A 24,659-nucleotide genomic window follows, 5' to 3' on the forward strand; every position below is an offset into this window, starting at 1 on the left:
GGGCCATGGCCCGGGTTGTTTTTGTTCGCGTGGTCCCGCGCCGGGGGTAACGCTCCGGCTGCAGATGAACTGCCCCCCGTCATCGAACGTGCGGCGCGCGGGGGGGGGGGGGGGGCCCCCCCCCCCCCGGCGCTATCCGAGGAAGGCGGCGGCAAAAGCGGCCCGGGCCGGCGAACTGGGGTCACGGTCCAGGACGGCGAACACCACCCGCTCGAAGCGGTCCGCGAAGCGTCCCGGCCCGGTCAGGTGCCGGTGGAAGGCCGCGGCGACCTCCACCGGGTCGTTCTGGAAGACGCCGCACCCCCAGGCGCCGAGCACCAGCCGCTGGTACCCGTGCACGGCCGCCACCTCAAGGACCCGCTCGGAACGGGTGGCCAGCGCTCCGGGGATGTCGCCGGTGCGTTGCGGCTCCTGGCGCCGCAGGACGCCGGCGTTGGGCGCGGGCGAAGTGAGGAACCCGACGCTGAACGGGTCCTCCAGGAACCGTCCGCGATCATCCCTGAAAACCGGCACGCCCGGGGAGTCGATCACCCGGTCGGAGTAGAGAGCGCTGCGTTCGGCCCGGTGGTGCTCGTAGAACTCGCGGGCCGCCAGCAGCGTGGGGTAGAGCGCTGAGGCACGGCACAACGCCTCCTCCTGGGCGCTTGCGCCGCGTACGTACCCACCGCCGGGATTGCGTGCCGAGGCGAAGTTCAGCACCGCGACGCTAACACCGTCCTCGGCCAGTCTGCGGGCCGCCACCGTACTGCTCTCCGCCGTCACTTCGAAGATCATGGGAGCCGCGCTCCGGGGCGTCTCCCCCAGGGCGAGCGGAGCGGGCCCGAACATCTTGGTCCCTGCCACGGCTTCCGCCACGGCGGACGCGAGTGGCACCTCGCGCCCAGAAGGCGCACGGTAGCCACCTGCCGCCACCACTGCCGCGTTCTCCGCGGCTATTGCGCGCAGTCTCGAACTCATCGGACTATCGTCGAAGATCGAACGCTCCGGGTGCAAGCGGTATATCCCAGCCGCACATCCCGGATCCGCACCGGCCAGAGGCGCACTCTTGTGGGATTCGTAGAGCACTGTATTTGATGGCCCCGCCAGAGCCGTTCCGGCGATACCAGCCCGGGCGGAGACGGCGCGGGTCTTCGATTGGAGGGTGCGGCCATGGCGTACGACGCGAACCCCTTTCCCGAACCGCCGATCACCGCGGACGAGGCCGAGGACCTCCTGCGGGGCATTTGTTTCAAGACGGGCCCGCCCCGACTCTTCGGTGCGGAACTGGAGTGGCTGGTCGACGACCCCGAACGCCCCCGGGAGGCAGTCCCTCCCGAGCGACTGCAAGCCGCACACTCCTCGCTGCAGGCCCTGGGTCTGCGCACGCCACTGACCGTGGAACCCGGTGGGCAGCTGGAGCTCAGCTCGTTGCCCGCAGCCTCCCTGATGGAGTGCGTGAACGGCCTACGCACCGATCTCTCAGCCGTACGTGACCATCTACGCCCCCTCGGACTGGCGTTGAGGGGTCGGGGCTTCGAGCCCCGTGGCACGCGAAGGCTCCTTCACGATCCCCGTTACGAGGCCATGGAGGCCTACTTCGACCGTACGGGCCCCGCGGGCCGGGCCATGATGCGCGAGTCGGCCTCGGTGCAGGTCTGTCTGGACGCCGGTCACGAGGAGCCCGGTCCGCTCGGTTACGCCCGCCGTTGGCGGCTGGCCCACTTGCTGGGCGCCGTGTTCGTGGCCGCATTCGCCAACTCCCCCTGCCAGGAAGGCCGCTACCGCGGCTGGAGATCGGCGCGGCAGGCCGTCTGGAACGACATCGACCCCCGGCGGGCGCTGGCCCCACCCCTGGACGGCGATCCGCGCACCACGTGGACCCGGCACGTCATGGACACCGAAGTGATGTGCGTCCGCTCGGTGGCCGGGCAGCCCTGGGAAGTCCCCGAAGGGCTGACCTTCGGGGAGTGGGCCCGCACCGGCCGTCCCCGCCCGGCAACGGAGCAGGATCTGGCGTACCACCTGACCACACTGTTCCCGCCGGTGCGACCACGGGGACACCTGGAGCTACGGATGATCGACGCGCAGCCCGGTGAGGACGGCTGGGTCGTTCCGGTAGCGGTGGTGGCGGCCCTCTTCGACGTACCGGAGGCGACGGAGACGGCTTACCGGGCGGTCAAGGGCCTCGCGGACGCCGCGGGACGGACGCCGGCCCCCCGTAATCCGCTGTGGCGCGCCGCGGCCCGGGACGGGCTGGCCTGTCCGGAGTTGCGGGCCGTGACGAACGCCTGCTTCCGGGCGGCGCTGGAGGCGCTCCCGCGGACCGGGGCGAGCGCGGAGGTGCAATCGGCGGTAGCCGCCTTCTACGACCGCTACACCGCGCGCGGACGTTGTCCCGCTGACGAGGAGTACGGCGAGCGCGAGCGTCACGCTACGCACGGAAAGGAAGTCGGAACGTGAACGAGGCACCACTGGCCGGGCGGGAGCGGGCCCTGTCGGCGCTCACCAAGGCGCGGCGCCGCACGGCGCTGCTCACCGACTGCGTGGAGGGACCCGACCTCACCGCCCAGCACTCGCCGCTGATGTCGCCGCTGGTATGGGACCTGGCCCACATCGGCAATCAGGAAGAGCTTTGGCTGCTGCGCAACGTAGGCGGCTTCGAGCCACTGCGACCGGAGATAGACCCCCTGTACGACGCCTTCCGTCACCCTCGGGCCGAGCGGCCCTCGTTGCCGCTGCTGGGCCCCTCGGCAGCCCGCAGTTACGCGGCCGAGGTCCGCGAGCGGGTGCTGGACATACTGGACCGATCCGCCTGGGAGGGGGGACCGCTCCTGAGGGACGGGTTCGCCTTCGGGATGGTCGCACAGCACGAACAGCAGCACGACGAGACCATGTTGATTACACATCAGCTTCGTCGCGGCGGCCCGGTGCTCACCGCACCGGACCCCGGACCCACGTCCGGGCCTGCCGTACGGGCATCCGAAGCACTGGTGCCAGAAGGCCCCTTCACCATGGGAACGTCAACCGAACCCTGGGCTCTGGACAACGAGCGGCCCGCGCACCCGCGGGAGGTCGCCTCCTTCTGGATCGACACGGTTCCGGTGACGAACGGCGCCTACCGGGCCTTCATGGCCGACGGCGGCTACCGCGACCCACGGTGGTGGCAGCCGGCCGGTTGGGAACAGGTCCAGCGCAACTCGATCGAAGCCCCCCTGTTTTGGCATCAAGACGGTGCGGAGCAGTGGATGCGGCGCCGCTTCGGAGTCAACGAACCGGTTCCGGATCAGGAACCGGTCCTGCATGTCAGCTGGTACGAGGCCGATGCCTACGCGCGCTGGGCGGGCCGACGGCTGCCCACCGAAGCCGAGTGGGAGAAGGCCGCCCGCTACGATCCGGCCACGGGGCGTTCGACGCGCTACCCGTGGGGCGACACGGACCCGAGACCCGAGCACGCGAACCTTGGGCAACGGCACCTTCGCCCCGCTCCGGCCGGAAGCTATCCGGCAGGCGAGTCGCCGCTCGGGATACGCCAGTTGATCGGCGATGTCTGGGAGTGGACGGCGAGCGACTTCCTGCCGTACCCGGGATTTCGCGCCTTCCCCTACGAGGAGTACTCCCAGGTGTTCTTCGGGGCGGACCACAAGGTGCTGCGGGGCGGCTCCTTCGCAGTGGATCCGGTTGCCTGCCGGGGCACCTTCCGCAACTGGGACCTTCCGGTGCGCAGGCAGATCTTCGCTGGGTTCCGCACCGCGAGGGATGTCTGATGTGCCGTCATCTTGCTTACGTGGGTGAGGAAGTGCCGCTCGGGCACCTGCTGACGGTGCCCGCTCACGCGCTGTACCGACAGTCCTGGGAGCCTCGCCGGCAGAAGTACGGAACGGTGAACGCCGACGGCTTCGGAGTCGGCTGGTACGCGCCACAGGACACGGTGCCCGCCCGCTATCGTCGGTCCGGGCCCATCTGGGCCGACTCCTCCTTCCCCGACCTGGCCCGGGTGGTCCGTACGTCCGCGCTGCTCGCAGCAGTACGCGACGCGACCGTGGCGGGTGCGGACGGGGAGGCGGCAGCTGCCCCGTTCGCCGAGGGGCGGTGGCTGTTCAGCCACAACGGGGCAGTGCGCGGCTGGCCCGGCTCACTCGCCGGCTCGGTGCCGGAACTGCCCGCGGAGCTGCTGTTGTCCCTGGCAGCGCGCACCGACTCGGCACTGGTGTGGGCGATGGTGCTGGACCGGCTGCGTTCCGGGCAGGATCCGGGCGACGCCCTCGCGGGGGCCGTCTCGGCGGTCGCCGAAGCCGCACCCGGGTCACGGTTGAACCTGCTGCTGACCGATGGGAAGACGATCACGGCGACCACCTGGGGGGACTCCCTGTGGTACCTCGCCGTACCGGACGGCAGCCGCACGGTGGTGGCCTCCGAGCCGTATGACGACGATCCGCGCTGGTCGGAGGTGGCGGACCGGAGTCTGCTGACCGCGACCCGGACCGAGATCCGCCTGACCCCGCTGAAGGAGCCTTCGCCATGAGCCCTTTCCTGTTGACCCGCACCCTCGACGAACACGCTGCCGAGAGCGCGCTGCGCACGGACGTGCTGGAAGGGCTCCGGATGGCCCAGAAGGCCCTGCCGCCCAAATGGTTCTACGACAGCCGCGGCAGTGAGCTCTTCGAGGAGATCACCAGGCTGCCCGAGTACTACCCGACCCGCGCCGAGCGGGAGATCCTCCTCGCCCGGGCTACGGAGATCGCTGCGGCCAGCGGAGCACGGACCTTGATCGAACTGGGTTCTGGATCCTCGGAGAAGACCCGACACCTGATCGATGCCCTGCCCGCATTGCACGCCTACGTGCCGGTGGACGTCAGCGAGAGTGCGCTGGCGGGTGCGGCACGCGAACTGCTGCGGCGGCACCCGCGACTTCTGGTGCACGCCCTGATCGCCGATTTCACCAGCGCGCTGCGGTTGCCACAGACACCCGGACCCCGTCTGGTGGCCTTCCTCGGAGGCACCATCGGCAACCTGTTGCCGCCGGAGCGACAGACCTTCCTACGAGCGGTGCGGGCCATGCTCTCGCCGGGCGACGCCCTGCTGCTGGGTACCGACCTGGTCAAGGAAGAGGCGGTGCTCGTCGCCGCCTACGACGACGCCCAGGGGGTGACGGCCGAGTTCAACCGCAATGTACTGCACGTGATCAACAGGGAGTTGGACGCCGACTTCGATCCGGATGCCTTCGCCCATGTGGCGCGGTGGAACCCGGATGAGGAGTGGATCGAGATGAGGCTGCGGGCACGCGAAGCCCAGACGGTGAAGATCCGCGGGCTGGACCTGGTAGTGCCCTTCGCCACGGGCGAGGACGTCCGCACCGAGGTGTCGGCGAAGTTCCGTCAGGAAGGCGTCAAGAGTGAGCTGGCTTCGGCCGGAATGGAACTGACCGAGTGGTGGACGGATTCCGAGGGTCGGTTCGCGCTCTCGCTGGCCAAGGCGTCCTGAGCGCCGGGCCCGTTGCAGCCGCGGTGGCTCGCGCGGGCCACCGCTCCCACGCCGGGGCCGGCCACCGAACGCTGGGCGGCCCCGGCGAGGGAGCGCCGGTCGGTGTGGAGGCCGGGCGGGATCCGCGGCAGCACCCGGACCTCGGCTGTCACGGCACGGGCGTTGACCACACTCCAGAGCGAGGCTGCCAGCGTGTCCGCGCCGATGAAGGCGGGTGCGGTGGTGCCGGTGCCGTCCGCCGAGCGGTAGGTGATGCGTATCGGCTGGACGGCCACGCCCGCGTCGAGGGCCGCCTGGAACGCCGCGGGCCGGAACCGGCCGCTGGAGCGACCGCACCAGGTACTCCCCTCGGGGTACACGGTCACGCTTGACCCTGTGCGCAGTACACCCGCCAGCCGATCCACGGTCGCAGGCAGTGCCCGCAGGCGTTCTCGGTCGACGAAGAGCGTGCCACCGCAGCTGGCCAGCAGCCCCAGGACCGGCCAACGGCCGATCTCGCTCTTGGCCAGCATCCGACTCGGCGCGACGGACGCGACCAGCGGGATGTCCAGCCAGGAGATGTGGTTGGCGACCACGAGGCTCCCATGCGCGAGAGGGAGGCACGCACCGGTTCCACTGATCCGTATGCGTACCCCGAAACCGCGCACCAGGGCGCGGGCCCAGGCGCGCACCGCCCGGGAGCGCTGCCGGGGTCCCAGGTGCAGGACCGCCGGAGCCAGCAGGAGGCCGAGCAGCACAATGGCGAGGCCGGCCAGCAACCGTCCCACCGCACGCGGCTGGGCCACCTTCGGACCGCTGACCGGCACACAGCGCGCCGGGGTGCAGGGTGCAGCGGGCAGCCAGAGGTTCATCGGTCCTGCACCATGGATCGGAAGTGGCGCAGGTAGCGGGGGTTCGTCCGGCGCAGGGAAAGCAACACGTACAGGTCCGCCACTCCGAAGGCGGGGTCGTGGGCGGGCTCGCCACAGACCCAGGCCCCCAGTCGCAGGTAGCCGCGGAGCAGGGCCGGCAGTTCTGCGCCGGCGGGCCGTACCGCGTTCGTGGAGTGCCACCGCTGGTGCGGGGTGACGCGGTACTCCTCGGGGGCCAGGTGGCGTTCGAGGACGGATGCGCAGGTGGCGGCTGCCATGCCACCACCGTCTGAGAGCGGCAGGGAGCAGCAGCCGGCCAACCAGTTGTGTCCGGTGGTTTCCATGTAGCGCGCCAGGCCTGCCCAGATGAGGCCGATGACGGCCCCGTTGCGGTGATCGGGGTGCACGCAGGAGCGCCCTACTTCGACCAGGTCGGGGCGGATGGGGTCGAGCCGGGAGAGGTCGAACTCGCTTTCGGCGTAGAGTCGCCCGGCCACGGCGGCACGTTCCGGAGGGAGTAGCCGGTAGGTGCCGACGACCTCGTCGCTCACCTCCTCGCGAACGAGCAGGTGATCGCAGTAGGCATCGAAGGCGTCGGCGTCGATGCCGGGCTCGGGGCCGTCGAGGCTGGCTCCGAGCTCGCCCGCGAACACCTGGTGGCGCAGTTGTTGGGCGGCGCGCACATCCCCCTGGTGACGGGCGAGTCCGACGGTGTAGCGCGGGGTCGGAGTCGGGAGGGGGCCGGGCACGACGAGGGGGGTGGGGGCTGACACGGGCGCGACGGTCATGACTCACTCCGGAGGGCGGAAGGTGCCAGGACCGTTCTCGGTCCGGCACCTTCACTTCTTCCGTGGTCGCCTTTACTCGACGTGACCGTCATGGAGAGCGCGGATGTGGGGATGCTGAATGGCGGGATTCAGTTCCCGGCTCAGCCACCCGTGGATGGCCCGGGGCTCAGCCTCCGAGCATCTGCGTTATCGTCGCGGTCGCCGCCTCGGCGGCTTTCTCCGGGTCCTCGCCCTCCAGTACGGCCGTCATATAGGGCTTGATCGGGTTGTTCGCCTCGACCTGCGCCCAGCGGGCCAGGGTGGGCGTCGCCCGGCCCTGTGCGGCGCCGGCGGCCATCGCCGCGGTGCCTTCGCTCCCCATGCTGACGTAGGCGAGGGAGGTTTTGTTCGGTACGTAGCTCATCGACCGGGCGAGGTCGGTCTGCCACTTCTCGCCCGTCAGCGCGGTGATGACCTTGACTGCGGCCCGCCGGTTCTTGGTGGTACCTGGCACGATCAGGTCGGAGCCGCCGGTGAAGACGGCCCCCGGCTTGTCCTCGGTCTTGCCGGGAACGGGGAAGTAGCCCAGCTTCCCCTCAAGTTCCGGGTTGAGCTGTTCGACCAGACGGGCCGATCCGGGCGGTGCGATGATCTGCGCGACGTCCCCGCCCGCGAACACCTCAGTCTGCGGCGGCGTCTCCTCGTCGGCGTCCTTTGGCCCCTCGCCCAGCTGCTGGAGCTCCTTGTAGAAGTCCATGCCCTTGAGCGCGGCCGGTGAGTCCAGGGTGCCGCTCCAGATGCCACCGGACTCCTCGGCCAGGTTGCCGCCCTCGTCCCAGATGAACCCGGCGAGCACGTACCAGTTCTGGCCTGCGAGGTAGATGCCCTGCTGGGAGCCCTCGTCGAGCTTCTTGGTGTCCTTCAGCCATTGTTCGCGGTCCTTGGGCGGTTCGGAGATCCCCGCCTTGGCGAAGAGATCCTTGTTGTAGATCACCACGCGGTTGGCGGCATACCAGGGAATGCCGTACTGGGCACCGTTGACGGTCCCCGGGTCGGACAGGCCGGGCAGCCAGTCCTTGCTACCCCAGTCACGGACGGATTCCAGGGTGAGGTCAGTGAGCTTGTCGCTCTCCGCGTAGATGGCGACCTGGGTGTTGCCGACCTCGATCACATCAGCGGTCTCGTCCCCCCTGAGCACCGCATTGATCTTGTCCCCTATGCCTGTCCACTCCTGGATCCTGATGTCCAGATCTATGTCCTCGTGCTCCGCTTCGAAGGACTCCTCGAAGCGGTCCAGGAAGCTCTGTGAGGCGCTGTCCTTCATCAGCCAGACGGTGACCGTGGTGGTACCGCCGCCACCGGGGAGGTGGCTGCAAGCCGAGAGGGCCGCTGCGGCGAGGGCCGTGCACGCGGCGAGGAGGCGCTTGTTCACTTAGGTCACCTTCTGAACGGGACGGGCGGTTTGCAAGGGTGTGCCGCCCGGTGGCTTCCTGTGACGGAGGTGTCACAGGAGTTCACTGGGTTGGCTTGAAATTGGCATGTACCAATGAACGGGTCAAGGGTCTGGGCATCATGTTTTCTTCACCGCAACATCACGCGGCCCTCGCCTCGCGGGGATTGTGTCCCTGGGGCACCGTGGTAGGGCACGAGTTCAACCGACCCGGCAGGGAGTGTCACATGTCCAATCACACCTACCGCGTGACCGAAATCGTCGGTACCTCGCACGAGGGACTGGACCAGGCGATCCGCAACGGCATCCAGCGGGCATCCCAGACTCTGCACCATTTGGACTGGTTCGAGGTCACCCAGATCCGCGGTCACCTGGAAGCCGGCGAGATCGCCCACTTCCAAGTCGGCATGAAGGTCGGCTTCCGACTCGACGGCGACGCCTGAAATCCGGACCGCCCGCCGGGCACCGGGGCCGTGCTTCGGCGTTCGCCGCTACGCTCGTTTCGTGCACGAGATCGTGGTGGTGCGCCATGGCTCCGGGCCGGAGGTCCTCCTCGTACACGGAGGAGCCGGCCCGCGCACGACGTGGGGCGCCCTCGCTCCACTGGCCGAACGGTGGTCCCTGGCATACGTCCACCGGCGGGGCTACCCTCCGAGCCCTCCGCCACAGCGGCGTCAGGACTTCGACGTGGACGCGCAGGACCTCGCCCCCTTGCTCGTCGGCAGCCCCCATGTCGTCGCCCATTCCTACGGGGCCCTCGGGGCGTTGATCGCGGTCGCTGCCGCGCCCGGCAACATACGCTCACTCACCCTGATCGAGCCACCGCTCAACCAGCTCGCCCCCTACGACCCTGAAGTGGCACGGCTCCAACGCATCGGTGATGCGGTCCTCACCCACGGGATGGACACTGACCCGGGCGAACTGCGTGAGTTCCTCGCTCTCGCGGGCGCCCCCGTCGGCGAAGGCCCGCTGCCCAAGCAGGTGGTGGCCGGCGTCCGGCGGGCGCACGGCAGTCGACCCACGAGCGAGGCACGCCCACGGCTCGCCGCCGTCCGTGGAGCCGAAGTCCCGGTGCTCGTCGCCTCCGGAGGCCACTCAGCCGCGCTTGAGCGGGTCTGTGACGCGCTCGCGGCGGCGCTCGCCGGCGAGCGCGTCGTCCGTCCCGGCGCTGGTCACTTCGTCGCCGGGGCACCGGGCTTCAGCGCGCGGCTTGAGACCTTCCTGCGCGACAACGCCCGCTGAAGTGCGGCTGCGCCCAGCAGGTGGGTGCTGCGGCGGGTGAGTGAGGTATCCGGCGGGCCGTGGACTCCTGTTCCGTCAACTGGAGAGTGAACCGGACGACGCCGCACTCGACACTCCCTCGATCATGCGGGCGAGGGCGACGAACGCCTGGACGGCCTCGACCACCTCGGTCGGTGGGGCAGGACGCACGTGCGGGGCTCCGCCCGGGACCCGGTCACCGTCCGGGCCGCTCACCGTCCGGGCCGGTCAGCGGTCGAGCGGCCCGCTCGTAGGGCGCGCAACCATTCCTTGTTCATCGCCGCGATGGACGGCAGCGGGATGCCCTTGGGACAGGCCGTGGCGCAGGCGCCGGCCAGCGTGCACCCGCCGAATCCCTCCTGGTCCATTCGCTCCACCATGTCCAGGACCCGGCTCTCCCGCTCGGGTGCCCCCTGGGGCAGGACGTTGAGATGGTTGACCTTGGCCGCGGTGAAGAGCATCGCCGAGCCGTTGGGGCAGGCTGCGACGCAGGCTCCGCAGCCGATGCACTCGGCGTGCTCGAAGGCGTGGTCGGCGTCCGCCTTGGGGACCGCGACGGTCTGTGCCTCGGGAGCGGCGCCGGTGGGCACGCTGATGTAGCCGCCGGCGCCGATGATGCGGTCGAGCGCGGTGCGGTCCACGACGAGGTCCTTGAGCACGGGGAAGGATGCCGCCCGCCAGGGTTCCACGTCGATGGTGTCGCCGTCGCGGAAGGCCCTCATGTGCAACTGACAGGTGGTGGTGCGCTCCGGGCCGTGCGGTTCCCCGTTGATGACCAGGCTGCACGCTCCGCAGATCCCCTCGCGGCAGTCGTGGTCGAAGGCGACGGGGTCCTCGCCGCGCAGGATGAGATCCTCGTTGAGGGTGTCGAGCACCTCCAGGAAGGACATGTCCTGTTGAACGCCCTCGATCCGATAGGCCACCATGGCCCCGGGGCTGTCGGTGTCCGGCTGGCGCCAGATCCGCAAGTCGATCCTCATGCGTAGCTCCGCTGGGTGGGGTGGACGTACTCGAAGACCAGGTCTTCCTTGTGCAGGACGGGTGCGTTGCCGGCGCCGGTGAACTCCCATGCGGCCACATAGCCGAACTCCTCGTCCGAGCGGGCAGCTTCACCCTGTGGGGTCTGTGACTCCACTCGGAAGTGCCCGCCGCAGGATTCGGCGCGGTGCAGGGCATCGAGACACATGAGCTCGGCGAGTTCCAGGTAGTCGACGATCCGATTGGCCTTCTCCAACGACTGGTTGAACTCCGCTCCGCACCCTGGGACCCTGACGCGCCGCCAGAACTCCTCACGAACAGCGGGTATGCGCTCAAGGGCCGTACGAAGCCCCTCCCCGGATCGCGCCATCCCGCAGTACTCCCACATGAGTTCGCCGATCTCACGGTGGAAGGAGTCGGGGGTGCGGTCTCCTTGGACGGCGAGCAGACGCTCGATGCGCGATCTGGTCTCCCGCAGGACCTCGGCTGCCTGCGGATGGTCGGCGGTGACGGGGTCCGCCTTCGGTCGGCGGGCGAGGTAGTCGTTGATGGTGGACGGGAGGACGAAGTAGCCGTCGGCGAGGCCCTGCATCAGGGCGGAGGCACCGAGCCGGTTCGCACCGTGATCGGAGAAGTTGGCCTCGCCGATGGCGAACAGACCGGGCACGGTGGTCTGGAGGTCGTAGTCGACCCAGAGTCCACCCATCGTGTAGTGCACCGCGGGGTAGATCCGCATCGGGACCTCGTAGGGGTTCTCCGCGGTGATCCGCTCGTACATCTCGAAGAGGTTGCCGTACTGCTCCGCCACCTTGTCCTTGCCCAGGCGGCTGATCGCGTCGGCGAAGTCGAGGTACACGCCCGCTCCACCGGGCCCGACACCCCGCCCCTGGTCGCAGACGTTCTTGGCGGCGCGGGAGGCGATATCGCGCGGAACCAGGTTGCCGAAGGAGGGGTACAAACGCTCCAGGTAGTAGTCCCGGTCGCGCTCGGGGATCCGGTGCGGTGGTCGGCGGTCTCCCTGAGTCTTCGGAACCCAGATCCGGCCGTCGTTGCGCAGCGATTCGCTCATCAACGTGAGCTTGGACTGATGTGCTCCGGTTCGCGGAATGCAGGTGGGGTGAGTCTGGGTGAAGCAGGGATTGGCGAAATGGGCTCCTCGGCGGTGGGCCCGCCACACGGCGGTGGCGTTGGAGTTCATGGCGTTGGTCGACAGGTAGAAGACGTTCCCGTACCCACCGCTCGCCAGCACGACCGCATCGGCGATGTGAGTGGAGACCTCACCGGTGAGAAGGTCCCGGGCGACGATGCCCCGGGCCCGGTCCTCGATCACGATCAGGTCCAGCATTTCGGTGCGGGCGTGCATCTCCACCCGTCCGGCGGCGATCTGTCGGGAGAGCGCCTGGTAGGCACCGAGAAGCAGTTGCTGACCGGTCTGGCCCCGGGCGTAGAAGGTGCGTGACACCTGCACACCGCCGAAGGAGCGGGTGTCCAGACCACCGCCGTACTCTCGGGCGAACGGCACGCCCTGAGCCACACACTGGTCGATGATCTCGACCGAAATCTGCGCGAGGCGGTGGACGTTGGACTCGCGGGCGCGGAAGTCCCCGCCCTTGACGGTGTCATAGAACAAGCGGTGGACCGAGTCACCGTCGTTGCGGTAGTTCTTCGCCGCGTTGATACCGCCCTGGGCGGCGATGGAGTGAGCGCGGCGGGGGGAGTCCTGGTAGCAGAACTGGACCACCCGGTAGCCCTGTTCGGCGAGGGTCGCACCAGCCGCGGCACCGGCCAGCCCGGTGCCGACCACGATGACGGTCTGACCCCGGCGGTTGGCCGGGTTGACCAGCCTCGCCTCGAATCGTCGACGGTCCCAGCGCTCCGCCAGAGGACCTAGCGGCGCCTTCGTGTCGGTGAGGGGGGCTCCGGTGGTGTAGGAGGCGTAACTATTCAAGGTCATTTCACCACTTCGGTCATGACGGCGACGGGGGCTGCGGCAAAGCCCAGGGTCAACAGGACGGCCAGGGTGTTGGCGAGGGCCCTGAGGGCACGGTCGCGGGCGGCACTGCCGAGGCCGAGCGTCTGGGTGGCGCTCCACAGTCCGTGGCGCACGTGGAACCCGAGGGCGATGACGGCCGTCAGGTAGATGACGTTCCCGTACCAGGTGGAGAAGGTGGCGAGCACGTTCTCGTACGGATGGCCGGCCCAAGCCCGCTCGTTGACCGTGAGGGTGGTGAGGTCCAGCAGGTGCCAGACGAGAAAGAGGCCGATGATGACACCGCCCCAGCGCATCGTCCGGGCGGCGTAGCTGTCCCGGTGGCGTCGGCGGGCGTAGGCCACGGGCCGGGCGCCGAGATCGCGGCGGCTCAGCTGATAGGCGCATGCGCCGTGCAGGAGCACGGCGGCGAGAAGGACCACACGGAAGATCCACAGCGCCCACTCATGGTGCAGGACGGGCTCACCCAGGCTACGGAGCCACCGTGCGTATCCGTTGAACTCCGCGGGCCCAAAGAAGATCTTGAGATTGCCCAGCATGTGCACGACCAGGTAGCCGAGCATGATCAGCCCGGATACCGCCATCACCACCTTTTTACCGATGGTGGACTTCCAGAGGGTGCCCAGGACGGATGGCCGTGGGCCCCTCCTCGTTGCCAGATCCATGGATGCGACGCTAAGGCCGCCCGCATCCAGAGGTCCAAGACATAGAGTGGACCATCTCCATAGGGTTTGCCTATGGAGATGGCCTACCCTGGATCTGTGCAGTTGCAGCAGCTCCGCTATTTCACGGCCGTCGCAGAGACCCGCCACTTCACCCGCGCAGCCGAGCGGGTACACGTCTCCCAGCCCTCTCTGTCCCAACAGATCCGCTCCCTGGAGAGGGAGCTGGGCGCCGAGCTGTTCAGCCGGGCCCGCGGCCACGTCGCCCTCACCGAAGCGGGGGAAGCCCTGTTGCCGCTGGCCCGCCGCATCCTGGCCGATGCCGACACCGCCCGGCTGGAAGTGCAGGAGCTGGCCCAACTACGGCGCGGACGAGTACGGCTGGGCGCCACGCCCAGTCTGTGCACGGGGTTGCTCCCGGAGGTGCTGCGCTCCTATCACGCGGCGCACCCCAACATTCGGCTCCTGATCGAAGAAGGGGGCTCGCACGACCTGGTGCGCCTCCTCGCGCGTGGCGCCCTGGACCTGGCCCTCGTCGTCTTGCCGCTCCCGCCCTCGGCTCCGGCGTTGACCACGGTGGAGCTGCTACAGGAGGACCTGGTCGTGATCTCCTCCTCAAGTGCTCCACCACCGGGCCGCAACGGGCAAGTGCGCCTGGTGGACCTGCGCGATGAGCCACTGGTGATGTTCCGTCACGGCTACGACCTGCGTGAGCTGACCGTAGCGGCCTGCCGTGCGGAGGGCTTCGAGCCCTCGTTCACCGTGGAGGGGGGTGAGCTGGACGCCGTCCTGGGGTTCGTGAGGGCAGGACTCGGCGTGGCTGTCGTACCGACGATGGTGGCCGATCGGTCCGGACCGGGTCTGCGCGCCACTGCCCTGGCGCGCCCCGGGCTACGTCGCACGATCGCACTCGCCCACCGCACGGACGTGGCGCCTCCACGTGCCGCCCGCGAACTGCTGCGCATGCTCCTACTCAGGCCGCCGGACCTGCCGGAGCAATGACGTCCGCGAGCGAGAGCACATGGATGCGGTCCGGCGCTCCGGGCCGCGCGTAGTACCAGCCCTGAGCGGTGTCACAGCCGAGTTCACGCAGCTGCGCCGCCTGTGCGCCGGTCTCCACGCCCTCCACGGTGACGGCGAGTTCCAGACTGTGAGCCAAGGCGACGATCCCCTCGACGATCTTGACGTCAACCGGGTCGGCTGGCTGCTGCTGCATGCCCCGGGTGAAGGAGCGGTCCAGCTTCAGCACGCTCACCGGCAGGCGCCGCAGGTTGGCCAGGTTGGAATATCCGGTGCCGAAGTCGTCCAGGGCGATGTCGACGCCCATTTCAGCAAGCTGCCGCAGCGGCTTGAGCAAGTCGTCGTCGGCTCCGATCAGCGCAGATTCGGTCACCTCCAGGCAGAGCGCTCCCGGCTCCAGGCCCGAACTCTCCAGGACGTGCACCGTGTCGGCGACCAACCCGGGGTGGTGCAACTGGGTCGGTGAGAGGTTCACGTTGATGCGCAGCGGTCCTCCGGCGGCCCGACCGCCGTGCTCCCGCTGCCAGTTCCTGGCCTGGCGCACCGATTCCTGGAGCACCCAGCGCCCCAGCGGCACGATCAGCCCGGTCCGCTCCGCGAGCGGAATAAACCGGTCCGGCCCGAGCACGCCATGCTGCGGATGGGACCAACGGACCAGCGCCTCGGCACCGTGCACCGAGCCGTCGTGCAAGTGCACCAACGGCTGGTACTCGATGAAGAACTCGCCACGCTCCAGGGCCGCCGGCAGCGCGTTGGTGAGCCCGTGCCGGGTGATGGCCCGGGCATCGGCCTCCGCGTCGGCGTACTCGAAACGGTTGCCGCCCGCCGCCTTGGCCCGGTACATGGTGATGTCGGCGCTGCGCAGCACCTCGGCCGGGGAGCGCTCGCCGGCCGGACCTGAGACGATCCCGACGCTTCCGCGCACGGTGATCTCGCGGCCGTCCAGGCGGATCGGTGCGGACAATGCGGTCAGGATCCGGATCGCGAGGTTGGTGATCTCCTCCTCGCTGCCCCCTGGACCGGTGGTGAGTGCCACGAACTCGTCGCCGCCAAGGCGTGCCACCATCTCGCCGGGCCCAGTGGCACAGCTCTGCAGCCGATCCGCGACCTCCACCAGCAGCCGGTCCCCCGCCGAGTGCCCCAGGCTGTCATTGACCGTCTTGAAGCCGTCGAGGTCGAGGTAGCACAAGCCGAAGCGGCGCCCGTGCTCGCCGGAGAGCGCCTTCTCCAGACGTTCGAAGAACAGCGTCCGGTTGGGCAGCCCGGTCAACGCGTCGTGCGTGGCCTCGTACCGCAGACGAAGGTTCAACAGCCGACGTTCGGTGGTGTCCTCCATCAGGGCCAGCTGGTACTGCGGACGCCCTTCGGCGTCACGCAGGAGGGACACCGTCAGGTTCGTCCACAGCACGGTCCCGTCCGGCCGGTAGTACGGCTTCTCGACCCGGTAGTTCTCGCGTTCGCCGCGGACGAGTTCGCCGTACAGCCGCCAGACCTGCGGTGCATCCTCCGGATGGCCCCAGTCCATGACGTTGCGGCTGAGTACGCCGGCGTCGCCGCCGCCGAACATCTGGATCAACGCATCGTTGACCTCCAGGACGTTTCCGTCGAGGTCAGCTATCCCGATGCCGATGGCGGCGCCTTCGAAGACCGCGCGGAAACGCTGCTCGGTGGCGTGCAGCGCCTCCTGAGCGTCGCTGCGGGCGGTCATCGCCGACCGCGCGATGGCCTCCTGTTCGCTGAGCGTCCGCTCGCGCAGGGCGCGGGAGAAGCCCGCCGCCAGTGCCTGCTGGAGCCGCGCGCACCGGGAGCGGTACTCCTCACGGTCCGGGCCGGCCCCGGGCGCCTGCTCAGCGGCGGGGGTGCAGTAGAGCACCAGGTAGGCGTCGATGACACCGAGGGTGCCGGACAGTGCGTCCGGATCGGTGCAGTGGGCAGCCACCAGGGCGGCACCCACGCCCTGCGCGGGTGAGGGGTCGAAATGCCTGGCGTGCAAGGCCTCGGTCAAGGTGGTGGCCAGAGGCAACAGGTGCCCCTCGAACTCGCAGCGGGTCAGTGAGGTGGCGGTGACCGGGAAGATGGCCCGACTCCAGATCCGGGCGAACCGCCCGATCCGGTCCTGCGGACCATCGGGGTCCGCGAGACCGGCCACCACCGCGCTCTCCGCTTGCGCCGGCATTCTCACGCCCTGCGCCCCACGCCAGCGAAGCCCGAGAAGGCGTACGGGTCCTCGTCCTCCACTTCCCCGTTCTCCGTGTCCGGCCTCCAGGAAGGCATGGACACCACTCCGGGGTCGACGAGCTCGAAGCCCTCGAAGAACCGGGTGATCTCCTCGCGCGAGCGCATCACCAGCGGGTTGCGGATCTCACGGTAGACGCCCACGGTTCCGCTGGCGGTCTCCTCGGAGACCGGGATGCCTTCGTAGGAGGCGTGGGTGAGGATCAGCAGGCTGCCCGGGGCGAGCGCGTCGCGCAGCTGCGCGACCGCATGGTAGGGGTCGTCCGCTTCCTCCAGGAAGTGCAGGACGGCCACCAGCATCAGGGCCACCGGCTGCTTCAGGTCGAGGAGCTCCGCCACCTCGGGGCTCTCAAGGATCTCCTGCGGCTTGCGCAGGTCCGCAGCGGCGATGCCCGCGGCCTTGTTTCCTTCCAGAACGGCTCGACTGTGTGCGACCGCGACCGGATCGTGATCGACGTACACCACACGAGCTTCCGAACTGGCGGACTGGGCCACCTCATGGACGTTGCCGAAGGTGGGGATACCCGAACCGATGTCCAAGAACTGCGTGATGCCCTGGTTTACCGCATATCTCACAGCTCGGCGCATGAAGGCACGATTCGCCTGCATGACTTTGGGCAAACCGGGCAGGAATTCCATGGCCCGGCGGGCCGCTTCCCGGTCGACCTCAAAATTGTGCGAGCCCCCGAGGTAGTAATCGTAGATCCGGGACACGCTCGGCACCGATATGTCGATGCCGGGAGGAGCCCAGGCAGGACGCTCCATCAATATCTCCAAGGCGTAGGCCGGCAGGGTACTCGTGGTACCAGTGTTGATGAGCAGAATCTACTGATCATTCGCCAACGGAGCGAGCAAAAACGGAAATTGGCGATCCGTTCTTCGTCACACCCTCAATGACAGGGTGGGACGTTGATCCCGCTCACGACTGAAACCGACAAATCCGGGTTTGCGGACGATGACCCATGCAAACCCCCGACCGACATTCTCCCTCGATCAGGGGAACCACACGGGGAGCACCCCTCGCGCGGGCGCGCGAGGACACACGCTGTCGCGGTGAACGGACCATACGCCAGGCGCCTGTTGGGCGCGCTTGCACTGTTGTGCCTGCTGCTCACGCCTACCGCCGCAGTGACCGAGACGGCAGCTCGGGCCGCCAACGGGCCGGGCGGGGCCCACGGTGCGGGGGCTCCGGAACGAACCGACGATCCGCGGCGTTCGGCCCGTCCAACGCCACCAGGACCCGGCCGGAAACCAGAGCGAGTACCCCGCCCCACCCGTTCACACCCGACTAAGCGCCCATACCCGCCCAGGCCCCCGCACCCCTCGAAACCCCCACACCCGCCCAAGCCCCCGCACCCATCCAAACCACCCAGGCCCCCGCACCCCTCGAAACCCCCACACCCGCCGAAACCCCCGCAACGGCCCAAACCGCCATGGCCGAGTCACCCACCCAAGCCACCCCAAACCCCCTGTCCCCCCGTGCCGAGCGTGCCGCCCGCACCCCCCTCCCCCACCCCGCCCCCCACACCGCCTCCTTCACCGCGGCCCACACCACCACCCGCGCCCGCCCCGGTACCGACCAAGCCCGCGCCGCCAGTTCGCCCCCCGGTACGGGCCCTTCCTGCTCCGGTGCCCGCGCCCGCAGCACGCACCGCCCCGCGCCGGACAGCATCACCACGACGCCCGCGCGCGGTACGCACGGCACCCGCACTGCGCCCTACACCAGCACCGGCGGTGGTTGCGGTGGCCCGCCCTACGTACCGCCCACCCACACGGATGGATCCCCGTCGACGCATCTCGCCACTGACCGTCACCTTGATGATCATGGCCCCCGCGATCATCGCCGTCGCAGCCCTGCGACCCCGCTGACGCCCACCCGCCAGGCACCCCACCCTCGGAAGGATCCCCTTGTCAAAATGGCTTGTCCTCCTCATCGCCATGGCGTCGACCTGTGCGGTGGTGCTGGCCATCGCCTTCCTCAACCAACGCAGGGTGCGTGCGGACGATGACCCGTCCGAGACCCCCGACGTCATCGAGTACATGACGATGATGATCGGAGTGATCTACGCGATCGTGCTGGGGCTGGCCATCGCAGGCGCCTGGGAGACTCGGGGCTCGGCCCAGGCCTACGTGGCCCAGGAAGCTCAGGCACTGCACGAGGTCAGCGTGCGCTCCGAGGTCTACCCACCCGCGGTGCGCACCCGCGTCCAAGCCGACCTGGACGCCTACCTTCACCATGTGGTGACCGACGAATGGCACGCCATGGCGGACCGCGGCGAGGTGACCGAGCGCGGCGGTGAACTCCTGGAGCGCCTGCGCCGGACCGTCCGGGACTACGAACCGCGCACCGAACTGGAGGGACAGGCTTACCAGCCCCTCGTCGACCAGGTGGCCCTGGTCGACGAGGCACGGATGGGACGAGCCGACAGCGCCGGCTCGGGCATGCCCGGTGTGGTGTGGTTCGGCTTGCTGGTCGGGGCGGCGATCACCGTGGGGCTGATCTTCACGCTCCAGATCAGGCGCTCCTTCCGGGAGATGCTGCTGGCCGGGTTGTTCAGCGCCCTGATCGCCTTCCTGCTCTTCCTCATCTGGGACTTCGACTCTCCTTTCAGCGAGGAGATCGGCGACATGGCCGCACCCTTCTTCCAGCACTTCCCCCAACTTCGGGACTGAGGGAGCTCTCCAGGCTCTCGTCGCGTCCCCGTCCCGACCGTCGGCGGGACGGAGCCTCGACGACGGACACCCCCGCCGGACGGGGACCTGCCCACCGGTACTCCGCCCGTCCACCCCGCCGATCTCACTCGGGCGGATCAAGAAGATGCCCCATTCGCCCGACTCTGATCGCTCGTGTTCGATGCCGCACCTAGCGTGGCGGACATCGAGGTGCACGCCCCGTCGCCTGTGGAACGGTTCCGCAGCTGCCCCTCGGGGATCCGGAGGATTGACCATGGGTGCGATACGTACCGCGGCTCCCGCCGTCCTAGCCGTCGCCGCCGCCCTCTGTCTCGGCGCCACCGCGACCACCGGTCTGTTCACCGGATCCGCCGGACCCGCCACCAGCCCGGCCGGAGCCGCACCCGTAGTGCCGGTGCAGCAGACCGATACTCCCTTCGGCTTCGCCCTCACGCCTTCGGTGGTCGCCCCCGGAGGCTCGGTCACGCTCAGCGTCACCGACTGCGACGCGTCCTTCGCGACCGCCTCCTCCGGTGTCTTCGACACCGTGAGCGTTCCTCGCGGTCAGACCGTGGACGTCACTGTGGACCGCGATGCGCGACGCGGCGCCGTCTACTCCGTCACCTTCACCTGCGACCGCGACAACGGGAGCACCGAGCTCACCATCTCCGGCGGTACGTCCACCCCCACGACGAGTTCCACCAGCAGGCCTCGGCCGCTGGCCCCCACCGCCACGCCGACGCGCAGCGCCAGCCTGCTGCCCGTGGCCCCGCCTGCTCCCGCGGCTACGCGTTACCCCTCGGCGAGCCGCACCTCCGCCGGGGCCTCGCTCGGCGTCCGCGGGGGTCTCGGCGGGAGCTCCTCCACCCATGACGTTCTCCAACTGGCCGCCGGAGCGTGCCTGTTCCTCACAGCGACTGCCGGGACGGGCTACGTGCTGCGCCGACGCTCGGGCGCCGGTCGCCACCAGTGACGAGGTGGATCCGGCCGATTCCGCCGCCAGGTGTGTTCCCGCACGCCGAGCCCGTCACCTCGGGTCCCTGAGGGGCCGGGGTGACGGGCGGGGTGGACCAGAGAAGCTCAGCCGATCAGCCCCGGGCGCGGAACAGGCGGCGCCGACGCATCAGGTAGGCGCCCCCGCCGAGGGCGGAGCCTGCCACCAGCCCGCTGCCGATCACCGTCTCGGTGGTGCTGGGCCCGAGGGAACCTCCGAGTCCGCCCCGGGCACCTCGGCCGTTCAGCACCTGGAAGCGCCGGGTGGCCAGCAGTGAGCTGTCCCGGCACTTGACGGTCAGGGTGTGGGTACCGGGGACCGCATGGTTGTACACGCGGATGCTGGCAGCTCCCACCGGGCCACCGGAGAGGTCCGTGGGATTGAAGACCCCGGGTGCGGTGACCGTGCCACCGCGGTTGCAGCCGTAGGCGGTGACGTGCAGCGTGCCGCCTTGATGGACACGTTCGGGGTTGACCGACACGCTGTGCGGACCCCCGTTGCCGCCCATGCCGAAGTTGTCGCCACGGCCGTCGCCGCGACCGTCACCCCGGCCGTCGCCGCGACCGTCACCGCGCCCGTCACCGCCCCCGATTCCGAAGTTGTCGCCGCGACCGTCACCACCACCCGCGGGGTTGGCGGCGGCCACCGGGGCGGCAATGGCGATGACCGCGATGGCCGCGGCCGCTGTGAGAGCGCGTGAAGCACGCATGGTGGAACCTCCAGCGGGAAGCGCCCCGGAGCGGTGGCCCGGGATGATCGACGAGAACGCCTCCCATGACGAACACTCACCTGGCCCCGCAAGCGGTGCATGTCGACCGTGGAGACCCGGCCGTGACGACACGCCGCGACACGCGGAGTCGCTCCCGGTGGATGCGCAGGTCACACCGCGGCAGACACTTATATGACCATTACCTGGATGGCTGCACCCCTTCCGGGCCCGCCACCCGTTCGCCTTCCCCTCCTCGCCCGCAAGCGGGACCGCCCTTAACGTGCGTGAGGACCGGGGACGAGACCGCGGGTCCGGACGAACCGCGTCGGGAAGGGAGAACCATGACTGAGGACGAGTGGGATCAGGAACCGAGGAGAAGAAGGTCCCCCTGGGGCGTACTCGCACTGGTCATGCTCTCCGGCCTCGCCATGATGCGAAACGGCGCGGACCTCTCCGACGGTCCCCCGCAACCCGCCGCAGCCGCCGCGGTAAGTTCGAGCGTCGACTCTCCCACGGTCACTGCGCCGGTGCCTCCCTCTGCTCTCTCCGCACTCGACTACTCCTCGGCGCGCCGGGTCGCCATTGCGGCCATCGGGGTCAACGCACCAGTGATGACGGTGGGGTTGGACGCGGACGGCTGGATCGAGGCGCCCCCGCCGGGAGACCGCAACCTGGCCGGCTGGTACCTCAACGGCATCGCCCCGGGCCAGCGGGGCACCGCCGTGGTGGTCGGACATGTGGACAACGCACAGGGGCCGGCGGTGTTCTACGGTCTCGGCTCGCTCAACAAGGGCAACCACGTGGAGGTCGAGCGCTACGACGGCCGGATCGCCGTCTTCGAGGTCTATGGAGTGGAGGTGTTCTCGAAGAACTCCTTTCCCGGTGCGCGGGTTTACGGGGACACCGGGCACGCCGAGCTTCGCGTGATCACCTGCGGTGGCGGCTACTCCAAGGCCAACGGCTACGACGGCAACGTGGTGGTCTTCGCCCGCATGGTGGAGGTGCGCTGACGCCGCACGGTCACCGGAGCGCGCCGGTGCCGATCGCGCGGCAGGGACCGCGGGTGACGGGCACCGGCACGGCGGTCGTGCCGATGCCCGAAGTTCAGACGACCGCCTGCCGCGGCAGGGTCATCACGTAACCGCGGTCGAGGAGTTCGGGCAGATACCCGGCGAGTGCGCGAACGGTCTGCGAGCGGTCACCGCCCGCGTCGTGCGCAAGGACGATCGCGCCCGGCTCCGCCTGGTCCAGCACCCGACGGCTGATCGTGGTGGTCCCGGGCTCCGTCCAGTCGAGGCTGTCCACCGTCCATGCGAGGGGTTCCATGCCGAGCCCCGCACCGATCTCGAACGCCGCCCGGTTCCAGGCCCCGTACGGGGCACGGAACCACTGCGGGGCCTCACCCACGGTCCGGGCGACCAGTTCGCTGGTACGCCCGACCTCGGAGAGGATCGCGGAGCGGGAGAGTTTGGTGAGGAGCGGGTGGCTCCAGGTGTGGTTGCCGATGACGTGGCCGTCGGCCGCCATCTGCCGCAGCAACTCACGGTTGTCGACTGCCATCTCGCCGCAGACGAAGAACATCGCCCGCACGTCGTGACGGCGCAGGGTGCGCAGGATGGCGGGCGTGTAGCGGGGGTCCGGCCCGTCGTCGAAGGTGAGTACCAGGCCGTGGGCGGTGGGCTCGGGCAGGCTCAGGATCGGCCGGGTCCGCACGGCGGGCAGGGCTCGCCGACGGGGTGGCGCCCCCTGCCCGGTCATGGGACGTAGCCGGTACGCCGCAGCGTTCGGTGGGGTGAGCGGGGGTGCCTGCGCGGGTGGCGCGCCGGCGGCGGGGCGGGTTCCGGTGCCGAGCACCGGTCGGGCCACGGTGTGCCCGGGCGCGCCGGCCTCTTTTCCGATGAGCAATCCGGAGGCAACGGCGGTGCCCAGGAATACCGCGGCGCGCAAGACCTTCCGGCGCCCCGGAATCTGTTCATCCGATTTCATTATCAATAGCTCGCACGACAGGCAGCGTGCAGCGGGAATCAACACTGGTCAAGGCTTCTAAAGCACCCGATGGGAGCAGCCGTCCCGACCAGTGGGCACAACCGCCCACCCCGCGGAACCGGTGGCCCCGCGGCCCTGACAGGCGGGTCACCGCCGAGGCGGCGCCCCGTCCACGGGCGGACCTCAGTCGATCGAGGTCAGTCCGTCCCTGTCGGCACCCCGGCTAAGGACGGCCTCCTCGATGACTTCTCGCGCCCGCCGATGGTCCTCGCGCCCCGGATGGTCCTCCGTGGCCCGGACGAGGTCGACCACCCGCCCCGACCCACCGTCCATCCACTGCGGGAGGAACTGCGCCTGGGTGACCCGCCAGCGCTCCCCCGCGCTCTTCGGCGACTCGAAGCGGAAGCGGCCGATCGAGCTGTAGTTGCCACGGGGGTCGAAATCGCCGTCGTGGTTGAACATCCGCCCGGCGATCTGATCACCCATGCCGTAGATGATCCAGGTCCCGTTGACCTTCTCGTACGGTTGGGGGACGTGGGCGTGGGTGCCAAGGATCAGGTCGATGTCCGCACGCCCGCGGGTGCGGGCAGCGGTGAGGGCGCGCCCCAGGGACAGTTGGGTCCGATCGGGGGTGGTCTGCCATTCGGTGCCCCAGTGCAAACTCACCACCACCACGTCCGCGCCCGCCTTCCTGGCGGCCCGAGCGTGTTCGAGGATCTTCCGCTGCTCCGCCACCTGAACCGCCCACGGCTGACCCTGGGGCATCGGGTGGTCATTGGTGCCGTAGGTGTAGGCGAGGTGCGCCACCGTGGCCCCACCGGCCTTGAGCAGGGTCGGGGTCGCCGCTTCCGTTGCCGTGCGTGCGGTGCCGGCGTGCGCGATTCCGGCCCGGTCCAGCCGGTCGAGGGTCCGGGCGAGGCCCGCCGCCCCGTCGTCCAGGCTGTGGTTGGAGGCCGTGGAGCAGGAGTCGTACCCGGTGGCGGCGAGGGCCTCGGCGATCTGCGGGGGCGAGACGAACGCCGGGTATCCCGAGAAGGGCCCGTCCGGCGTTCCGTAGACCGTCTCCATATGACAGATCGCCAGGTCGGCGGAGGAAACCACCGGTGCGACCCCGGCGAGCATGGGGCCGAAGTCATAGCCCTCGCCGCCGGCGTCCGCCTGGGCCCGGTCGATGACGGACTCATGAGGCAGGACGTCACCGCTGGCCACCAGGGTGAAGCCGCGCGGCTGCTCGGGGCGCCGGGGGCCGGCGGGAGGTTGGGAACGGGCGGCGTCGGGGCCGGCCAGGTGCGCCCCGGAGGAGCCGGCCACGGAAGAGCAGCCGGCGGGCGCGGCCAGCAGGCCGGCCAGGAGCATGAGGGTCAGGGCCGGCCTGCTCCGCCGTCGGGGACGGGTCTGCGGTCTGCGCGTGGTCATGGCGCGGGCTCCCCAATCTCTATTTATCCGACAATCAGATCTTCCTCTCGGGACTTCAGGGTGATGCCGCACCGAAGTCAAGTAGCCGGACCGGTCCCGACCCTCGAACGGGCCAACGGACCCATGAGTCGCCGCTCGTCCCGCGGGGTCGACCGCTCACCCCGGATCCGCCCATCCGCCGACCGGCGGCGACACTCCGGCGCTCAAG

22 protein-coding genes are annotated in these 24,659 nt (G+C 69.6%); 10 read left to right on the top strand and 12 right to left on the bottom strand.

Annotated elements, in window-relative coordinates; translation table 11 throughout:
* Positions 1 to 132: 132 nt before the first annotated feature.
* The gene (locus ACFYMC_RS21870) at positions 133 to 957 is read right to left on the bottom strand and encodes a TIGR02452 family protein (RefSeq protein WP_388527892.1); all 825 of its coding nucleotides are present in this window, start codon (positions 955 to 957) and stop codon (positions 133 to 135) included.
* 192 nt (positions 958 to 1,149) lie between these two features.
* Here ACFYMC_RS21870 and egtA point away from each other — a divergent pair, with 192 nt between their 5' ends.
* Genes egtA through egtD form a run of 4 tightly spaced genes read left to right on the top strand, consistent with a single transcriptional unit; the run spans position 1,150 to position 5,460 of the window.
* Positions 1,150 to 2,439: an ergothioneine biosynthesis glutamate--cysteine ligase EgtA gene (egtA, locus tag ACFYMC_RS21875; RefSeq protein ID WP_388527895.1), complete on the top strand. Its 1,290-nt coding sequence runs from the start codon at positions 1,150 to 1,152 to the stop codon at positions 2,437 to 2,439.
* Positions 2,436 to 3,743 carry an ergothioneine biosynthesis protein EgtB gene (gene egtB / locus ACFYMC_RS21880; RefSeq protein ID WP_388527898.1) on the top strand — a complete coding sequence of 436 codons (1,308 nt, stop codon included), beginning with the start codon at positions 2,436 to 2,438 and terminating at the stop codon, positions 3,741 to 3,743. Before egtA ends, egtB begins: the two co-directional genes overlap by 4 nt.
* Positions 3,743 to 4,501: an ergothioneine biosynthesis protein EgtC gene (gene egtC, locus ACFYMC_RS21885; protein WP_388527901.1), complete on the top strand. Its 759-nt coding sequence runs from the start codon at positions 3,743 to 3,745 to the stop codon at positions 4,499 to 4,501. The genes egtB and egtC overlap by 1 nt, the downstream gene beginning before the upstream one ends.
* Positions 4,498 to 5,460: an L-histidine N(alpha)-methyltransferase gene (egtD, locus tag ACFYMC_RS21890; protein WP_388527904.1), complete on the top strand. Its 963-nt coding sequence runs from the start codon at positions 4,498 to 4,500 to the stop codon at positions 5,458 to 5,460. Before egtC ends, egtD begins: the two co-directional genes overlap by 4 nt.
* Here the strand turns inward: egtD and ACFYMC_RS21895 are convergent.
* From ACFYMC_RS21895 to ACFYMC_RS21905, 3 genes are all read right to left on the bottom strand, one after another.
* Positions 5,355 to 6,311 (bottom strand): lysophospholipid acyltransferase family protein, encoded by a 957-nt coding sequence (locus ACFYMC_RS21895; protein ID WP_388527907.1) that lies wholly within the window; start codon positions 6,309 to 6,311, stop codon positions 5,355 to 5,357. The genes egtD and ACFYMC_RS21895 overlap by 106 nt on opposite strands.
* Positions 6,308 to 7,099 carry a GNAT family N-acetyltransferase gene (locus ACFYMC_RS21900; protein WP_388527909.1) on the bottom strand — a complete coding sequence of 264 codons (792 nt, stop codon included), beginning with the start codon at positions 7,097 to 7,099 and terminating at the stop codon, positions 6,308 to 6,310. The genes ACFYMC_RS21895 and ACFYMC_RS21900 overlap by 4 nt, the downstream gene beginning before the upstream one ends.
* Positions 7,100 to 7,265: 166 nt before the next feature.
* On the bottom strand, positions 7,266 to 8,510 hold the full coding sequence (locus tag ACFYMC_RS21905; protein WP_388527912.1) for an extracellular solute-binding protein: 1,245 nt from the start codon (positions 8,508 to 8,510) through the stop codon (positions 7,266 to 7,268).
* Between the two features lie 245 nt (positions 8,511 to 8,755).
* Here ACFYMC_RS21905 and ACFYMC_RS21910 point away from each other — a divergent pair, with 245 nt between their 5' ends.
* Entirely contained in the window at positions 8,756 to 8,971 is a 216-nt protein-coding gene (locus tag ACFYMC_RS21910) for a dodecin (protein WP_388527915.1), read from the top strand.
* Between the two features lie 61 nt (positions 8,972 to 9,032).
* On the top strand, positions 9,033 to 9,770 hold the full coding sequence (locus ACFYMC_RS21915; protein WP_388527918.1) for an alpha/beta fold hydrolase: 738 nt from the start codon (positions 9,033 to 9,035) through the stop codon (positions 9,768 to 9,770).
* A 230-nt stretch (positions 9,771 to 10,000) separates the two neighbouring features.
* On the opposite strand, the gene ACFYMC_RS21920 is transcribed toward ACFYMC_RS21915, so the two are convergent.
* From ACFYMC_RS21920 to ACFYMC_RS21930, 3 genes are read right to left on the bottom strand one after another with little or no spacing between them, the layout of a single operon-like run.
* Positions 10,001 to 10,768: a succinate dehydrogenase/fumarate reductase iron-sulfur subunit gene (locus ACFYMC_RS21920; protein WP_388527919.1), complete on the bottom strand. Its 768-nt coding sequence runs from the start codon at positions 10,766 to 10,768 to the stop codon at positions 10,001 to 10,003.
* Positions 10,765 to 12,714 carry a fumarate reductase/succinate dehydrogenase flavoprotein subunit gene (locus ACFYMC_RS21925; RefSeq protein ID WP_388528032.1) on the bottom strand — a complete coding sequence of 650 codons (1,950 nt, stop codon included), beginning with the start codon at positions 12,712 to 12,714 and terminating at the stop codon, positions 10,765 to 10,767. The genes ACFYMC_RS21920 and ACFYMC_RS21925 overlap by 4 nt, the downstream gene beginning before the upstream one ends.
* A gap of 2 nt (positions 12,715 to 12,716) precedes the next feature.
* On the bottom strand, positions 12,717 to 13,421 hold the full coding sequence (locus ACFYMC_RS21930; protein ID WP_388527922.1) for a succinate dehydrogenase cytochrome b subunit: 705 nt from the start codon (positions 13,419 to 13,421) through the stop codon (positions 12,717 to 12,719).
* A gap of 96 nt (positions 13,422 to 13,517) precedes the next feature.
* Here ACFYMC_RS21930 and ACFYMC_RS21935 point away from each other — a divergent pair, with 96 nt between their 5' ends.
* Positions 13,518 to 14,420, top strand: coding sequence for a LysR family transcriptional regulator (locus tag ACFYMC_RS21935; protein WP_388527924.1), 903 nt, complete (start codon positions 13,518 to 13,520; stop codon positions 14,418 to 14,420).
* Here ACFYMC_RS21935 and ACFYMC_RS21940 read toward each other — a convergent pair.
* Both ACFYMC_RS21940 and ACFYMC_RS21945 read right to left on the bottom strand, forming a co-directional pair.
* Positions 14,392 to 16,620, bottom strand: a complete 2,229-nt coding sequence (locus ACFYMC_RS21940; protein ID WP_388527927.1) for a putative bifunctional diguanylate cyclase/phosphodiesterase — start codon at positions 16,618 to 16,620, stop codon at positions 14,392 to 14,394. The two genes, ACFYMC_RS21935 and ACFYMC_RS21940, sit on opposite strands and share 29 nt — an antisense overlap.
* The gene (locus ACFYMC_RS21945) at positions 16,617 to 17,438 is read right to left on the bottom strand and encodes an SAM-dependent methyltransferase (protein WP_388527929.1); all 822 of its coding nucleotides are present in this window, start codon (positions 17,436 to 17,438) and stop codon (positions 16,617 to 16,619) included. Before ACFYMC_RS21945 ends, ACFYMC_RS21940 begins: the two co-directional genes overlap by 4 nt.
* A 1,143-nt stretch (positions 17,439 to 18,581) precedes the next feature.
* Between ACFYMC_RS21945 and ACFYMC_RS21950 the strand changes: the two genes are divergently transcribed.
* Both ACFYMC_RS21950 and ACFYMC_RS21955 read left to right on the top strand, forming a co-directional pair.
* Positions 18,582 to 19,346, top strand: a complete 765-nt coding sequence (locus tag ACFYMC_RS21950) for a hypothetical protein (RefSeq protein WP_388527932.1) — start codon at positions 18,582 to 18,584, stop codon at positions 19,344 to 19,346.
* 274 nt (positions 19,347 to 19,620) lie between these two features.
* Positions 19,621 to 20,319, top strand: coding sequence for a hypothetical protein (locus ACFYMC_RS21955; RefSeq protein WP_388527935.1), 699 nt, complete (start codon positions 19,621 to 19,623; stop codon positions 20,317 to 20,319).
* A 115-nt stretch (positions 20,320 to 20,434) separates the two neighbouring features.
* Here the strand turns inward: ACFYMC_RS21955 and ACFYMC_RS21960 are convergent, their stop codons facing one another.
* Entirely contained in the window at positions 20,435 to 21,049 is a 615-nt protein-coding gene (locus ACFYMC_RS21960; RefSeq protein ID WP_388527938.1) for a hypothetical protein, read from the bottom strand.
* Positions 21,050 to 21,390: 341 nt separating this feature from the next.
* On the opposite strand from ACFYMC_RS21960, the gene ACFYMC_RS21965 reads away from it, so the two are divergent.
* Positions 21,391 to 22,059: a class F sortase gene (locus ACFYMC_RS21965; RefSeq protein ID WP_388527941.1), complete on the top strand. Its 669-nt coding sequence runs from the start codon at positions 21,391 to 21,393 to the stop codon at positions 22,057 to 22,059.
* Between the two features lie 94 nt (positions 22,060 to 22,153).
* On the opposite strand, the gene ACFYMC_RS21970 is transcribed toward ACFYMC_RS21965, so the two are convergent.
* Both ACFYMC_RS21970 and ACFYMC_RS21975 read right to left on the bottom strand, forming a co-directional pair.
* Positions 22,154 to 23,035, bottom strand: coding sequence for a polysaccharide deacetylase family protein (locus tag ACFYMC_RS21970; RefSeq protein WP_388527944.1), 882 nt, complete (start codon positions 23,033 to 23,035; stop codon positions 22,154 to 22,156).
* 183 nt (positions 23,036 to 23,218) lie between these two features.
* Positions 23,219 to 24,451, bottom strand: a complete 1,233-nt coding sequence (locus ACFYMC_RS21975) for a CapA family protein (protein WP_388527947.1) — start codon at positions 24,449 to 24,451, stop codon at positions 23,219 to 23,221.
* Between the last annotated feature and the right edge of the window lie 208 nt (positions 24,452 to 24,659).

The organism is Streptomyces sp. NPDC006879 (assembly GCF_042869595.1).
Taxonomy (GTDB): domain Bacteria; phylum Actinomycetota; class Actinomycetes; order Streptomycetales; family Streptomycetaceae; genus Streptomyces.

Bases quoted from the DNA above. Each gene is read 5' to 3' on its own strand.
- ACFYMC_RS21870 (WP_388527892.1), bottom strand. From the start codon at position 957: ATGAGTTCGAGACTGCGCGCAATAGCCGCGGAGAACGCGGCAGTGGTG.
- egtA (WP_388527895.1), top strand. From the start codon at position 1,150: ATGGCGTACGACGCGAACCCCTTTCCCGAACCGCCGATCACCGCGGAC.
- egtC (WP_388527901.1), top strand. From the start codon at position 3,743: ATGTGCCGTCATCTTGCTTACGTGGGTGAGGAAGTGCCGCTCGGGCAC.
- egtD (WP_388527904.1), top strand. From the start codon at position 4,498: ATGAGCCCTTTCCTGTTGACCCGCACCCTCGACGAACACGCTGCCGAG.
- ACFYMC_RS21895 (WP_388527907.1), bottom strand. From the start codon at position 6,311: ATGAACCTCTGGCTGCCCGCTGCACCCTGCACCCCGGCGCGCTGTGTG.
- ACFYMC_RS21900 (WP_388527909.1), bottom strand. From the start codon at position 7,099: ATGACCGTCGCGCCCGTGTCAGCCCCCACCCCCCTCGTCGTGCCCGGC.
- ACFYMC_RS21910 (WP_388527915.1), top strand. From the start codon at position 8,756: ATGTCCAATCACACCTACCGCGTGACCGAAATCGTCGGTACCTCGCAC.
- ACFYMC_RS21920 (WP_388527919.1), bottom strand. From the start codon at position 10,768: ATGAGGATCGACTTGCGGATCTGGCGCCAGCCGGACACCGACAGCCCC.
- ACFYMC_RS21930 (WP_388527922.1), bottom strand. From the start codon at position 13,421: ATGGATCTGGCAACGAGGAGGGGCCCACGGCCATCCGTCCTGGGCACC.
- ACFYMC_RS21945 (WP_388527929.1), bottom strand. From the start codon at position 17,438: ATGGAGCGTCCTGCCTGGGCTCCTCCCGGCATCGACATATCGGTGCCG.
- ACFYMC_RS21955 (WP_388527935.1), top strand. From the start codon at position 19,621: ATGGGTGCGATACGTACCGCGGCTCCCGCCGTCCTAGCCGTCGCCGCC.
- ACFYMC_RS21960 (WP_388527938.1), bottom strand. From the start codon at position 21,049: ATGCGTGCTTCACGCGCTCTCACAGCGGCCGCGGCCATCGCGGTCATC.
- ACFYMC_RS21965 (WP_388527941.1), top strand. From the start codon at position 21,391: ATGACTGAGGACGAGTGGGATCAGGAACCGAGGAGAAGAAGGTCCCCC.
- ACFYMC_RS21970 (WP_388527944.1), bottom strand. From the start codon at position 23,035: ATGAAATCGGATGAACAGATTCCGGGGCGCCGGAAGGTCTTGCGCGCC.
- ACFYMC_RS21975 (WP_388527947.1), bottom strand. From the start codon at position 24,451: ATGACCACGCGCAGACCGCAGACCCGTCCCCGACGGCGGAGCAGGCCG.